This is a genomic window from Rickettsiales bacterium (assembly GCA_035765535.1).
Classification (GTDB): domain Bacteria; phylum Pseudomonadota; class Alphaproteobacteria; order Rickettsiales; family JABCZZ01; genus JABCZZ01.
Map to the genome: position 1 here is coordinate 115,970 of DASTXE010000002.1, position 13,822 is coordinate 129,791.

A 13,822-nucleotide genomic window follows, 5' to 3' on the forward strand; every position below is an offset into this window, starting at 1 on the left:
TTAAGATAGCGCGACGCTAGCTCCGCGCGGCCGTGAATTCACATGATCGGCATGGGATGGCGCGGGCCCTCTGGCTAAAGGGTTATTCTGGGGCCGGTTCTTGATAGAGTCGAGTTCTACCCATTCTTCGGGACGTTCCTTACCTTTAATACCATATTGCTCCATAATGGATTTGCCGGGGGCGGCTTCTTCCGCCTGCTCGGGCGCAACCATACTGTCAATAGGAGGCAGTTCCTTACTGCGTGCGATAATCTCCTGCACTTTGGCGCTTGGTAATCCCATAGTGACGGAGGCAATGATATGCTTGACGGTATTGCGTTCGTCCGGTGACATCTGTGTATAATCAATTGGGCCTTCCTGCGCATGGCGGACGATAAATTTATTCGTATCTGCTGTGAAGCCATAATTCTTTTGGAGATCAGCTGCAGAGAGGGTTTCCAGGCTGTTGGCTATTACCGTGAAGATATTGCCCATATCGGAGCTGGTAAGCTGCTCACGCTGTTTAAAGATATCCGCCTTCTTCATGCCGGCTTTCATGAGCACGCCGGTCGGAAGAACAATGCTTGCCAGCGCCCGTTCATCCTTATCGCTCGATTTAACATGATTGGCGACATCGCCCAGTCCATAAACCTGGGTATTCAGGAATGCCTGTACATTAATGGTTGCGCTACGGGGAAGTATCTGGGTTTCCTTGACGAGCACTTCGTTGATTTTGTCCTGCGACACGAATTCAAGCTTGGTTTTGTCCAGCAGTTCTTCCTTGCCGATAATATTGATCAGAGAGAGGGGGCTCAGATCGCCGCGCACCAGATGCTGAGCAACGATATCGGCAACCTCTTTCATACTGTGGCTGGGAATTTCTCCACGGCCTTGCTCTTTCTGAAACTTCTGGAAAATATCTTTCACCTTGTCGGCAATCTGGCCGACTTTATGATCATCTATCTTCTGGCAATCCACACCTTCGGTGCGCATAAAATCAACCAGCTTGCGGACCATGCCGAGTGAAGTGCCATCAATTACTTTGAGTGGGTCCGGAGGTGCGGTAGTGGCCTTGATACTTTGTTCTAACGCGCCGGTGACAAGTGTACCGTACGTATCAAGCATCTTATGCGTCCGGATGCGAGCCTCCAGTTTATCGGAAGATGCGGAAACGCTGTCCTTATCCGCATTACCTTTGCGAGGAGAGGCTGACTGGTCACGAGCGATGTTTTGGCCCATTTCAGCTGTAACATTCTGCATAAGCGTTGAACTTAAGCCGGTGGTATTAATCATGAGATTGCGGCGTGTGGAGCTGTTAATGATGCCGCGCGCGCTGGCTACCATTTTATTGCCTGAGAAACCATTGTTAAATAAGCCGCTGCTGTTACCGGAAGCTTTATTAGCCTGTGCTATCGGAGCAAGCCAATTATTGAGAGTAGCATTCTGTTGACGGCCTTTTTTGCCAGTGCCGATAAACTCGCTGATATTTCTGAGATAGGGAAAGGTAAATTCAAAACCACGTCCCGTAAGTTCACCAATGCGTTGTGCCTGATCTGGGGGAGCGGAAAGTAATGAGCTGGCAAGGGCGGTGGTTCCTTTCGTCACAAAAGGCTTTGTCTTTTGTGTGATGCCCTGCATTATTCGGGGAAGAACAAAGTTTAGAGCGGATGCAAGAGTCGCAGGAACTTTAATCAGTCCGAAGATCTCTCCGTCCTGGTTAAGGAGCACTTTCTTAAGCTCTTCTTCGTCCTTTGTAAGTTTATCATCCGCCATAGAAATCTTATCCGCTTTCCAGCACAATTCCTCATTATTCATACTAGCACGGAATTGTTACAGAATTATGAATATTGGTGCTTTTTTGACGATTTTATTTTGCGGTGAAGTGAATTGACCTTACTATGGCAGACATGTAAAAAAGGCCGTTCAACCGTAGATTATCCGTTACCATCAGGGAAATAAGGAAACATCCCGCGTGTCTGATCATAGTAAAGAGGAAAAAGAGAAGAAAAGGAAAAAACGGCTATCGGACGTGCTGTTCCATATGCACGCGGCCCGGTTTGTAAAAAATGTCGACATTGGCACGCCGGAAACCCGAAAAGATAAAGTTACCCCCAAACGCAGCGAAGGCGTTATTCATGATGAAGAATGCGCTGAGAAGCTGGCTACCGTCTATAAAAGCATCGAACTCAGAAGGCGCGAGGCAAAGGACAGATGGAACCGTTTTGCAGGCACAAGCGGCGGCGGCGGCAGGGGACGGTAAGAAATCTCAAATAAATCCTAAAGAAAAAGCGCGGCCGGATGACCGCGCTTTCTCAATTTCAAAGAATCGATTTACTTAAGCTTTCGACCTTTTCTTCGCCTGGAACTGCTCTTCTTCCGTTGATCCATGCAAAGCGGTGATGGAGCTTTCGCCGCCGGAAATCACCATGGCAACCTGATCGAAATATCCCGTGCCGACTTCGCGCTGGTGCTTTGTGGCAGTATAGCCCAGTGCTTCATCTGCAAACTCTTTTTCCTGCAGGGTAACATACGCGCTCATACCTGTGCGCGCATAATTCCTTGCCAGCTCAAACATGCTGTAATTGAGCGCATGGAAACCTGCCAGTGTGACGAACTGGAATTTGTAGCCCATCTTACCCAGTTCTTCCTGGAACTTCTCAATCGTTTTGCCGTCGAGATTCTTTTTCCAGTTGAAGGACGGCGAGCAATTATAAGCCAGCAGCTTACCCGGGAATTTCTTATGAATGGCGTTGGCGAATTTCTCAGCTTCCTTAAGATCCGGCTTGGAGGTTTCACACCAGATGAGATCGGCATAAGGTGCATAAGCCAGGCCGCGGCTGATGGCTGCGTCAATGCCGCCCTTGAACTTGAAGAAGCCTTCCGAAGTACGTTCGCCCGTAACGAACTTGCGATCATTGGGATCGTTGTCTCCGGTGATGAGGAATGCCCCGTTTGCATCCGTACGCGCGACGAGAATGGTCGGTACGCCCATGACGTCTGCAGCCAGCCTTGCAGCAATGAGTTTCTGCACGGCTTCGCCCGTGTTGACGAGCACCTTGCCGCCCATATGGCCGCACTTCTTGGCGGAAGCAAGCTGGTCTTCAAAATGCACGCCTGCCGCGCCCGCTTCAATCATGGCTTTCATGAGTTCGAACGCATTCAGATTGCCGCCGAAACCGGCTTCCGCATCCGCAACGATAGGCTGGAACCAGTCGATGGAATTATCGCCTTCGCTGAACGCAATCTGATCGGCGCGCTGGAGCGTGTTGTTGATGCGCTTTACGACTTCCGGCACACTGCTGGCCGGATAAAGGCTCTGGTCCGGATACATATGGCCCGCATTGTTGGCGTCGGCAGCGACCTGCCATCCGCTTAAGTAAATGGCTTTCAGACCTGCACGGACCATCTGCATGCCCTGATTGCCGGTGAGCGCACCGAGCGCGCGCACGAACTTTTCCTTATGCAGATATTTCCAGAGTTTTTCTGCGCCCTTTTGTGCGATCGTGTATTCGATTTTTAGGCTGCCGCGCAGCTTCAGCACATCTTCCGGGCTGTAGGGGCGGGTAATGCCGGCAAAGCGCGCGGACTTCCATTCTTTCTTAAGTGCTTCAACGTCTTTGCGTAGGTCGATTTTAGCCATATGCGTTATCCCCGATGCATGGATGTTATAAGGTGCTGATGTTATAGCACTTTATAAACTGTTAAGCTACAAGATAGTGAGAGATTTTACATCGCTTCGAGCAGTTTCTTATCCAGCCCGTAATAAGCAGCCTTGGTGACAAAATTGGGACGAAGTCCCGTCGATTTGAATTCGCCGACCAACCTGCCGTTTTCATCTTCGCCCTGGAATTCAAAAGTGAACAGGTCCTGTGTGATAATCACATCGCCTTCCATGCCGACCAGCTCCGTCACATGGGTAATGCGTCGTACACCGTCGCGCATACGGCTGATCTGAACGATCAGGTTCACGGCGTTGCTGATCTGCGTGCGTACGGCTTTGCTCGGCAGGTTGATGCCCGCAAGGCCGATCATGTTTTCAAGGCGGGTCAGGGCCTCGCGCGGATTGTTGGCGTGCAACGTACCCATGGAGCCGTCATGGCCCGTGTTCATGGCTTGCAAAAGATCGATAGATTCCGCGCCGCGCACTTCGCCCAGGATAATGCGGTCAGGACGCATACGCAGCGCGTTCTTCACAAGATCGCGCATGGTGATTTCACCGTGCCCTTCAAGATTGGCCGGACGCGTTTCCAGCGGCACGACGTGCGGCTGCTGCAATTGTAATTCTGCGGCGTCTTCGATGGTGACGACACGTTCGCCATGATCGATCATCTGGGAGATGGCATTGAGCAGCGTGGTCTTGCCGGAGCCCGTACCGCCGGAGATAATGATATTAAGACGGCATGCACCCGCGATCTTCAGCACCTGGCAGACATTGGGCGAGATATTTCCCTGCGATGCCATGATGTCGAGCGTAATTTTCTTCTGCGAAAATTTACGGATGGAGATACTGCATCCTTTAATGGAAAGCGGCGGCGCAATCACGTTGACGCGGCTGCCGTCCAGCAGGCGGGCGTCGCAGATGGGGCTTGATTCGTCCACGCGGCGGCCTACGGCGGTCACGATACGTTGCGCGATGGAAAGCACATGCGGCTCGTCGCGGAATTTCACATCCGTTAATATGAGCTTGCCTTTTCGTTCCACGTAAACCTGATTGGCGCCGTTCACCATGATATCGGTCACGGCTTCATCGCGCAGCAATGGCTCCAGCGGCCCAAGGCCGAGCATGTCGTCCACAATCTGGTTGGCAAGAAATTGCTGTTCAAGCTGATTGATGAGCAGCTTCTGCTCCATCACGATTTCGCCGATCAGGTCGATAATCTGACGCTTCAAATCCTCGCGCGGCAGGCGCGATGCCGTCGTAAGATCGATTTGCTCCATCAGCAGCGAATAGATCTTTTCCTTGGTAGAAGAAATTTCAGGCGTAACGGGCGCTGCCGTAGGAGTAGGGGCCTTGATTTCAGGCGGAGTGAGCCGGTCGCCTGGCTCTGGGGGCTTGGCTTCTTGTGGTGTGGGAGCGGGAGCCGGAGAGGCAGGCGGTGGAGAAGGAGGAAGATCAGTACTGCGTCGGCCGAACGCCATTTACTTATCCTTCTTGAATAATGTGAACAAGCCGCTTTGCTTGCCCGGCAATTTTTCTCCCGGTTCCGCATGGGAGAAATGCATTGCCAGTGAATGCAGTATTTTCGTAGCGGGAAGATTCTGCGCGGTTTCCGCCAGCACTTCGCCTGCGGTCGCGGCGGCATGTGCATCCAGTACGAAAGGAATATTGAAAGCTACCTTGGCGCCGAGACCTTTTTCAAACTCGCTTTGCGGCATCTGGTGCTTGCCTGCAAGACCGATTTTGTTGGCAACGAATACCGGCGGTTTGATTTTTAGAACATTGCGGAAATATTCGAGATAGCGCAGTGACTCCCGAAGCCCTGCCATACTGTATTCGGTGACGCATACGACATGGTCGGCCTGTGTAATGGCGCGGCGTGTAAATGGATTGAGAACGCGTGGCAGGTCGATCACGATATGCGAGAATTTCGTGCGGCATTGTTTAAATAAACCTTCTGCGGCAGGTTCGCTCGTTACGATATTTTCTTCCAGCGGTTCTTCCGCGCTCATGAAGGAAAGATAATCGTCGACACGCACCATCACGCGATCCACGAAAAGACTGTCGATACGGTCGGGCTTTTCAAGCGCATCGCGTAAGCCACGGCCCGGTTCAAGATCGAGCGAGAGTGCTACGGTGCCGAACTGGGGGTCGAAATCCAGCAACGTGGTTTTATGATGCAGACGATTGGCGAGTATCCATGCCATATTCACGGCAACTGTCGTTGCGCCGACACCGCCGCGCGTACCGATAACAGTAATGATGTTGGATGCTTTCTTCGCTTCTTCGGGTTTGGCAGAATGGACGGGAGCGACATCTAATGCCTTCTGGTACGCTGCATTCAGCGCTGCAAGTGTGAAAGGTTTCAGCAGGTAGTTTGAAACGCCGATCTCTACGAGCCAGCAATAGAAAGAATATTCGTTCACCTTACCGGAAACGATGACCTTGATATTAGGATCGCATACATCCGCCAGCGCGTCGAGCGATGGGGAGACCGTCTCTGTGGTAGAACCGATATCTACGAACAGAACTTTCGGAGAAGGGGAAGATTTAAGGAATGTCGTAGCCGTATCAATATCGCCGGTATGCACAACGCTTTCCGGCCAGCCATTCGTGGTCGCGAATTGCTTCAGCAAAGCGAGGCTCTCCTGGTCGTTACTGAACGCCATGAATGGAGTCTGCGAGCCGTTGGAGCTAGAAGCGGTACTCATAACGCAAACCTCTTTTCCACAATCCTTTAGTCGGTTTCATTTCCATAGAAATTATCATAAAACCGTTACTATTTTATTAATGTTTATAACATCGCAGGACGCGGCGGCATAATAAGCAAAGCAATAGCCTGTCGGCCTGGGGTTACCGGCCCGACATGGAAGAAGTCACGTCCATCACCGGCAGCGCTTCCTGCGTTGCTTTCATATACCTGTCCAGCACGGCGCTTTCGCGGTCGCCCGAGCCCGTCATATCGCCATGGCCCATATGCAGATCGTCCGGATTGGCCACCTGCACGCTCAGATTATTGTAATAGGCGCAGCCGAATCCGCTGAACTCCGTATTCTGGTAATCATGGCTCGCATTGCTGCTCCAGTTGGGGCAGGCGTTAGACATTTTCTGTTCCGGCGCAGAGTCGCATCCGGTTGCCAGGATCGTCCATGCCGCAAGGACCAGTACAGATGATATGCGTTGCATAAATCCTCCCTTACTTCAATTGATAGCCAGCCGCGCCATGCAGGTGCGGAGCGTCTGCGTCGTGCGAGTATCCCGGCGGCATTTCCTTATAGAGCTTGCCCAGTAATATGCGTTCGAAGTCGCTGGAGAGCACAAGCCCTTCCGTCGGGTCGTGCAATGCCTTGGGATTATTCACCGCATCGACGATATAAGGTGTTACAATAATAACCAGTTCGGTCTGGTTGTTATGGAACTCACTGGAGCGGAACAACGTGCCGAGAATCGGCATGTCGCCCAGGAACGGGAACTTCGTAATATCGTTATTGCGGTCATTCTCGATTAACCCGGCGATAGCGAAGCTCTGGCCGCTGCCCAGTTCCACCGTTGTAGAGGCTTTACGTGTCTGCAGGGCAGGGATATTGAATCCGGCCGTGCTGACGGCGCCGGTCTGCGTCAGCGAGCTGACTTCCGGCGAAACGGTCAGGTTGATCCGGCTTTTGGACAACACCGACGGAACGAAACTCAGGCTCACGCCGTAAGGCTGGTAATTGATGGAAACCTGCGCAGAGGAACCCGTGCCGGTAACGATGGGAATCGGAATCTCACCGCCTGCGAGGAAGCTTGCCTTCTGGCCCGACTGGGTGGTCAGCGTCGGTTCAGCCAGTGTCGTGACGAGGCCGTTATTTTCCAGTGCGTCAATCACGCCGTTGATGCTGTTATGCGAGTCGCTGAATCCACCAAATAAGGATCCGACCGTACCGTCACGTACGAACGTAGCGGGCGTCGTAGAGTTGTCGATAAAGTTACGGTTATTAAATACACCGAAGGAGAAATTACCGGCGAGAGAAAGATTCTGAAGGCTGATACCGAACTGTTTCAGCACGGTACGGCTTACTTCGGCCACTTTCACTTTCAGCATGACCTGGTTGGAACCGAGCGGTCGCAGCATGTTGACAAGTGTCTGACCCTGTTTGACAAAGGGAGTCGCAATCTTGCGCACATCTTCAGCCTGCAGGGGAGAATCGACATCGCCTTTGACGACAAGCGCGCCACCGACAGACTGAACGCTGACCTGCGAATCGGGCAGCATTTCACGGATTTCCTTGCTCAGCCTGCTGAGATTATTCGTGACGTTGATCACGGCATGCAGAACTTCCGCGTCCTTGGAGTCCACGGCGAATACAGTCGTTTCACCGACTCCTTTACCGTTGACATAAATAAGGCTCGGAGAAATTACCTGTACGTCGGCAATCGTCGGATCGGCCGCGATGACGGAAGAAGCCGGTGAGGACAGGCGGATAAGCTTGCCCTTGCTGACCTCAATCGAATAATCCTGCTCAGGGAGGGTTTCATCCTTGCCGGAGGCATAGGACTGCGCTGCGTAAAACGGCAGGCAGGTTATGCACATGACCAGCAGCAGCTTGCGGATGGCGTTGCTCATTTGCTGTTCTCCTGAAAGTTCATTTGTTCGTTAGTACTGCCGTGATAGACGTTCACCTTGGTGGTGATGGAGCCTTTCTCGTCCAGAAGCCTGCTGACATCCAGATTGGTGGAATAATTACCTGGAGCGTCATGCGGCGCGTCCGGTGCACCGGCAGCTGTCGGAGCTTTCTGCGTGGCAAGACTGCGCAGGCTTACGGAAATCGTGCCGATGCTGATGGCGACATTGATCATCTCTGCCTGTTTCGGTGTGACTTCCAGCGTAAGGGTTTTCGGAATAACGGCTTTGTTGTCCGGGTTATTCAGCATCTGGTCAACCGCCAGCACGCGCAGATCCTTCAGGAAGGTTTCGCTCGCCAGTACGCCGTCAGGAATCTTATGTGTAAGGATCAGGTCCACATGGTCGCCGGGGAATACAAACCCTGCATTAGCCGAGATGGAATTCACTGCGATGGAAACAGCGCGCATGCCGGGAGTGAGCACGGCAGACATGAATCCGCCTTCATTGACGCGTACTACAGCAGTGGCGGTAATAGGTTCGCCCGCTGCAATATCATGACGCGCAACGGCGCCGTTGAAATCTTCAATGCGGTTAGCCTGCGGCGTGAGATAGGAGGGTGAAACACTGGCTTGTGGCCATTCTGCCCATTGCAGATCTTTATCGGCGCGGATGAAGCTGCCCGCGGCGATCGTCTGTGCCGCCACAAGTATCTTCGGTCCGGAAACAGTTTGAGTGGGGGCATTACGGTTATTGACCATAATGACCATGACCGCCGCGATGGCAACCGCCATAACCAGCAGTAAAAGTGTGCGCCCGTTCATAGAACTACTCGCCAATCATTTGTCCAAGAATTATTGGGGCAAAAAACCGGAGAACTTTGATCGCGTGTGGTCGTGTCATACGTGAGCGAAGCCCGGTCCGCCTCCACAAGACTATATACCCGCCATCCTTAATAAGTGGTTAAGAAGCCGTAATTAAAATTCGTCAAAATGCATTTTGCATAGCTGTGGCAATTATGCCGCAGTTAGCCGACAATGTTCTTAAGCCGTGAAACCGCCACCGGTGGAGAAAAGAGATACCCTTGAAAAAGATCCACACCTGCTTTCAGCAGTTCCGCATGCGTTTCTTCCGTTTCAACCCCCTCGGCGATGATGGTCGCGCCGGAGCTGTGCGCCATCGATACGAGCTCGGCAATCGTGCGCTGGGACTGCGCTTCAAGCGCCGAACGCACAAGATGGACATCGAGCTTGATAAAATCGGGGCGGACGGTTTCCAGAATCTTCTTTGCCATGGCGACGGAAGCAATATCGTCCATGGAAAGCAGGTAGCCATGTGAGCGGCAATAATCGAAAATGGATTTCAGGTGCGACATGTCGCGCGGCGTTTCGGACTGAGTAAAGTCCAGTACGATCTGCTTGGACGGCATACCATTGAATTTCGCGCTTTCGGAAAGCCCTTCAAGATATTTTTCCGGTCGGTGAATGAAGCCCGGAATCAGGTTGATGAAGAGAAAGCCTTCAAGATCGCTGGAAATAAAGGTGCGTATGGCTTTTAAATGCAGGTAACGGTCAAGCATATACTCCGCATTGAGATATTTGCTCGCTTCGATAATCTGTCCGCCGCCTACGGGTTTATCAGCGGTTTCAATACGGGCGAACGCTTCATGCCCGAACACTTTATTACGCTTGTCGAAAACCGGCTGCATATAGCATACAATACGGTCTTCCAGCATCGCTTCGCCAAGCCAAAGGCTGGAAGCGATTTTATCCAGTATATCAAATGACTTGCGAGTGTAACTGAATTCCTGCGGCTCGGGTTGGTTCTCGCCCGTCAGCAATGATACCTGCACCCCGTCTTTTACATTATGCTGCAGGATGGATTCTTTGACGTTTTTCCATGCATCTGCCCATGTTCCCGAGATCTTCATGACACATGCCCCGTCTCCTCCCGGCAGGCCCGCTAGTCCGTTATCGGTCAGAGATTGGCGGAATTCCGGCATATTCTCTGGTGGATAAACGGCAAGCCAATAGGTGGAGGACTGGTTATATGGCAGGTTGAAGGTAAACGGGATTTTATCAGCGTTCATGCGAGGCTCATGAGTGTGTACAGTTCCGATATCGCCGCCCGGGATGCTTCTGCCAGAGTGGGATCGCGCAGGTCCTTGAAACTGATTCTATCACGATAGTGTTTTTTAATCCACTGACAAAGCGTACTATATAGCGCATCGTTGAAAACGGCCCCGGGATGAACCGCTTTCAGCTCAGCGGATGTCAGAGGTACGCGCAGCCTCAGGCAGGCGGGGCCACCACCGTTTTGCATGCTTTCACGTAAATTAAGATAATGGACGGTTTTAATATGTCCATCTTCCACAAGCCGATCGAAACACCGCCGCGCCGCAGGGCTTTCTCCGCATTCGCTCGGGGCGATAACGGCCATTCCGCCTTCTGGAAGGCTAACAAGCTGGGAATTAAAGAAATAAGTGGAAACAGTCTCCGCCAGGCTCAGATCCTGTTCGCGGATCATGACAGGAGTGAAACCGGCTAGTGCATTGGTATCTAGGTTGTCATAAGCGGTTTCATGATAGACCATCAGGGTTTCATTGCTCATTGCGATCACATCATTATGGAAAACCCCGGCATCGATGGCGCGCGCGCTTTGACGCAAAAACAGGGTGCTGGCCGTTTCCAGTCCGTGCAGCCGCGCAACGGCCTGTGAGGCATGCAGAGACTGGCGCGCCGGGTATTTCGCGCTTTCGCCGCCATAGACAAATATCTCCAAACCCTTTGCACCATGCCCCTTGCAAAGGCGCATATGATTGGCGGCGCCCTCGTCGGAGAATACATGATGCGCGGGCAGGGGAGCATGATGGACGAAATGCGGCTCGGGAAATATTTTCTTTAAGTATTGGGCGGTTACAGCCGGTTCAATGGAGCGGTGAAACTTACTCGAGAGATTGGCCGGAGTAAAATGTGTCTTTCCATCTTCGGTATCCGCGGCGGGGGAAACGGTGGCGGCATTGGCCGTCCACATGGCGGAAGCGGAATAAATCGGATAGAGGATATCGTCTGGCACATCTTCAATTTTAGTGAATCCGAGCTGGTGCAGAATGTTCATCTCAGGGCGTGGATGGGGCGGCATGACAAGCTGGGGAATACCAAGATCATGCAGGAATTTCATCTTGTTAAGTCCCTGCAGCGCTGCCGCCATCGGGTGGGACTCGGAAAGCGCATGCCTTTCGGAAGCGACATTGCCGAAAGAAAGCCCGGCATAGTTATGAGTGGGGCCGACAAGGCCGTCTATATTAACTTCGATCGTATCCATCTTCAGGTCCTTAAGAGATTTAAAACCGTATTTTAGTAGTTATATACCATAATATTGAGAAAATGTAGTTATGTTGGTTGATTTTCCTGCCCCTGTGTGATAAATGGGCACCCTCTGTCATGGTGGCAGAGAAATTCACAGACAGGTCAGGGACGGTGCGGTGCATTGCCCCATCCGGTGCGTAAGCTTGGGTTTATGCGCTTGATTTGTCGAGGTTTAACCGGAAAATAAGGAATAAAGACTATGGCATTGCCAAAATTTACCATGAGCGAGCTGATTGAAGCTGGCGCGCACTTCGGACATAAAACCAAGCGTTGGAACCCCAAGATGGCTCCGTACCTCTTCGGCGTTCGCAACGGCCTGCATATCATCGACCTTCAGCAGACCGTTCCCATGCTGCACCGTGCACTCGTTGCCGTGCGTGAAGTGGTGGCTAAAAACGGCCGCGTACTGTTCGTAGGCACGAAGCGCCAGGCAGCTGACGTTGTCGCTGAAACCGCTAAGAGCTGCGGCCAGTATTACATCAACCAGCGTTGGCTGGGTGGCATGCTCACCAACTGGGGAACCATCCAGGCTTCGATCAAGCGCCTGCGCAAACTGGAAGAACTGCTCTCCCAGGAAGAAACCGGCCTGACCAAGAAAGAACTTTTGACGCTGACCCGCGATCATGAAAAGCTGGAAAAATCGCTCGGTGGTATCAAGGATATGGGTGGCCTGCCGGACCTCATCTTCATCATCGACACCAATAAAGAAGATCTGGCTGTTAAAGAAGCTGCTCGCCTGAACATCCCGGTGATCGGCATTCTCGACAGCAACTCCTCCCCGGACTTCATCACCTATCCTGTTCCGGCGAATGACGACGCAACCCGCGCTATCAAGCTGTACTGCCAGCTGATCGCAGAAGCGGCGATCGACGGCCTGAAAGAAAGCGTTGTTAAATCCGGCCGCGATATCGGCGCATCCGCTGAAGTGCCGTTTGCGAAGCCCGTAAACGATTCCGGCAAGAAGGAAGACAAAGCAGAAGCCAAGGACGCTGAAGACAAAAAGGGTAAGAAAGCTGAAAAAGCTGCTCCTGTTGTCGTAAAGAAGCAGGCGAAGCTCGTAGAAGCGGAAGAAGCTGAAGCGGAAGAAGGGGAAGAAAAAGCCCCGGCTAAAGCAAAAGCGGCAAAACCCGCTAAAGCTGCTCCCAAGGCGAAGAAGGCTTAATATGTATAGTGTAAAGGATAAGTAACATGAGCGATATCTCAGCATCTTCGATTAAAGAACTGCGCGAAATGACAGGCGCAGGCATGATGGACTGCAAAAAAGCGCTGACCGAAACCAAAGGTAACATGGAAGAAGCGGTGGACTGGCTGCGTAAAAAAGGTCTTGCTTCGGCTGCCAAGAAGTCCGGTCGCGTTGCGGCTGAAGGCCTCGTTGCAGTGGCAAGCACCGGCACCACCGGCGCTATCATCGAGCTGAATGCGGAAACCGACTTCGTTGCCCGCAACGACCAGTTCCAGGCACTGGCCAGGAGCATTGCGGAAACCGCGCTGACCTATGGTGACGACGTTGAAAAGCTGAAACAGGCGAAGGATGCGAAGTCCGGCGTGCAGGTTTCTGAACAGGTAGCTCAGTTGATCGGCACGATCGGTGAAAACATGAACCTGCGTCGTAGCGCGAAGCTGCAGGTAAGCAACGGCGTTGTTGCTACCTACATCCACAGCGCGACCGCTCCAGGTCTTGGAAAAATCGGCGTACTCGTTGCGCTGGAATCCACCGGTGACAAAGCGCAGCTCGAAGCACTCGGCAAGCAGATTGCGATGCATATCGCCGCTGCAAAGCCGGAAGCGCTCACCACGAAAGACGTGGATGCTTCCAAGCTCGAACGTGAACGCGCTGTGTTCAAGGAACAGGCGATGGCTTCCGGCAAACCAGCTGAAATCGCCGACAAGATGGTCGAAGGCCGTATCCGTAAGTACTACGAAGAAGTGGTGCTGCTGGAGCAGGTATTCGTCATCGACAATAAGAGCAAAATCTCTCAGGTCGTTGCCGATGCTGAAAAAACAGTCGGCGCTCCTGTAAAGCTCACCGCATTTACCCATTTCAAACTGGGTGAAGGCATTGAGAAGCAGGAAACTGACTTTGCCGCTGAAGTAGCTGCTGCTGCCGGTACGGGCGCTGCTGCTTAAGCTGAGGCTTTAAGATATGCATAGGGATTTCCTTGTGCAAAAATGAAGAGGGGGCGATGAACTCGCCCCCTTAACTATATGTAGAGA

12 protein-coding genes are annotated in these 13,822 nt (G+C 52.3%); 3 read left to right on the plus strand and 9 right to left on the minus strand.

Annotated elements, in window-relative coordinates:
- The gene (locus tag VFT64_02780; protein HEU5046746.1) at positions 1–1,752 is read right to left on the minus strand and encodes a hypothetical protein; all 1,752 of its coding nucleotides are present in this window, start codon (positions 1,750–1,752) and stop codon (positions 1–3) included.
- A 199-nt stretch (positions 1,753–1,951) separates the two neighbouring features.
- On the opposite strand from VFT64_02780, the gene VFT64_02785 reads away from it, so the two are divergent.
- Entirely contained in the window at positions 1,952–2,239 is a 288-nt protein-coding gene (locus VFT64_02785) for a hypothetical protein (protein ID HEU5046747.1), read from the plus strand.
- A 75-nt stretch (positions 2,240–2,314) separates the two neighbouring features.
- Here the strand turns inward: VFT64_02785 and aceA are convergent, their stop codons facing one another.
- The 8 genes from aceA to VFT64_02825 form a co-directional block, all read right to left on the minus strand.
- Positions 2,315–3,619 carry an isocitrate lyase gene (gene aceA, locus VFT64_02790; GenBank protein ID HEU5046748.1) on the minus strand — a complete coding sequence of 435 codons (1,305 nt, stop codon included), beginning with the start codon at positions 3,617–3,619 and terminating at the stop codon, positions 2,315–2,317.
- 86 nt (positions 3,620–3,705) lie between these two features.
- Positions 3,706–5,118, minus strand: coding sequence for a CpaF family protein (locus VFT64_02795; protein ID HEU5046749.1), 1,413 nt, complete (start codon positions 5,116–5,118; stop codon positions 3,706–3,708).
- Positions 5,119–6,348 carry an AAA family ATPase gene (locus tag VFT64_02800; GenBank protein ID HEU5046750.1) on the minus strand — a complete coding sequence of 410 codons (1,230 nt, stop codon included), beginning with the start codon at positions 6,346–6,348 and terminating at the stop codon, positions 5,119–5,121.
- A 142-nt stretch (positions 6,349–6,490) separates the two neighbouring features.
- Positions 6,491–6,823, minus strand: a complete 333-nt coding sequence (locus VFT64_02805) for a CpaD family pilus assembly lipoprotein (protein HEU5046751.1) — start codon at positions 6,821–6,823, stop codon at positions 6,491–6,493.
- Between the two features lie 10 nt (positions 6,824–6,833).
- Positions 6,834–8,243, minus strand: a complete 1,410-nt coding sequence (locus VFT64_02810; GenBank protein ID HEU5046752.1) for a type II and III secretion system protein family protein — start codon at positions 8,241–8,243, stop codon at positions 6,834–6,836.
- Complete coding sequence (cpaB, locus tag VFT64_02815; protein ID HEU5046753.1) at positions 8,240–9,064, minus strand: Flp pilus assembly protein CpaB; 825 nt, start codon at positions 9,062–9,064, stop codon at positions 8,240–8,242. The genes VFT64_02810 and cpaB overlap by 4 nt, the downstream gene beginning before the upstream one ends.
- Before the next feature lie 203 nt (positions 9,065–9,267).
- Positions 9,268–10,329, minus strand: coding sequence for an EAL domain-containing protein (locus VFT64_02820; GenBank protein ID HEU5046754.1), 1,062 nt, complete (start codon positions 10,327–10,329; stop codon positions 9,268–9,270).
- Entirely contained in the window at positions 10,326–11,564 is a 1,239-nt protein-coding gene (locus tag VFT64_02825) for an N-succinylarginine dihydrolase (protein ID HEU5046755.1), read from the minus strand. The genes VFT64_02820 and VFT64_02825 overlap by 4 nt, the downstream gene beginning before the upstream one ends.
- 243 nt (positions 11,565–11,807) lie before the next feature.
- On the opposite strand from VFT64_02825, the gene rpsB reads away from it, so the two are divergent.
- Positions 11,808–12,770, plus strand: coding sequence for a 30S ribosomal protein S2 (gene rpsB, locus VFT64_02830; protein HEU5046756.1), 963 nt, complete (start codon positions 11,808–11,810; stop codon positions 12,768–12,770).
- Positions 12,771–12,796: 26 nt separating this feature from the next.
- Positions 12,797–13,735, plus strand: a complete 939-nt coding sequence (gene tsf, locus VFT64_02835; GenBank protein ID HEU5046757.1) for a translation elongation factor Ts — start codon at positions 12,797–12,799, stop codon at positions 13,733–13,735.
- The last annotated feature ends 87 nt before the right edge of the window (positions 13,736–13,822 follow it).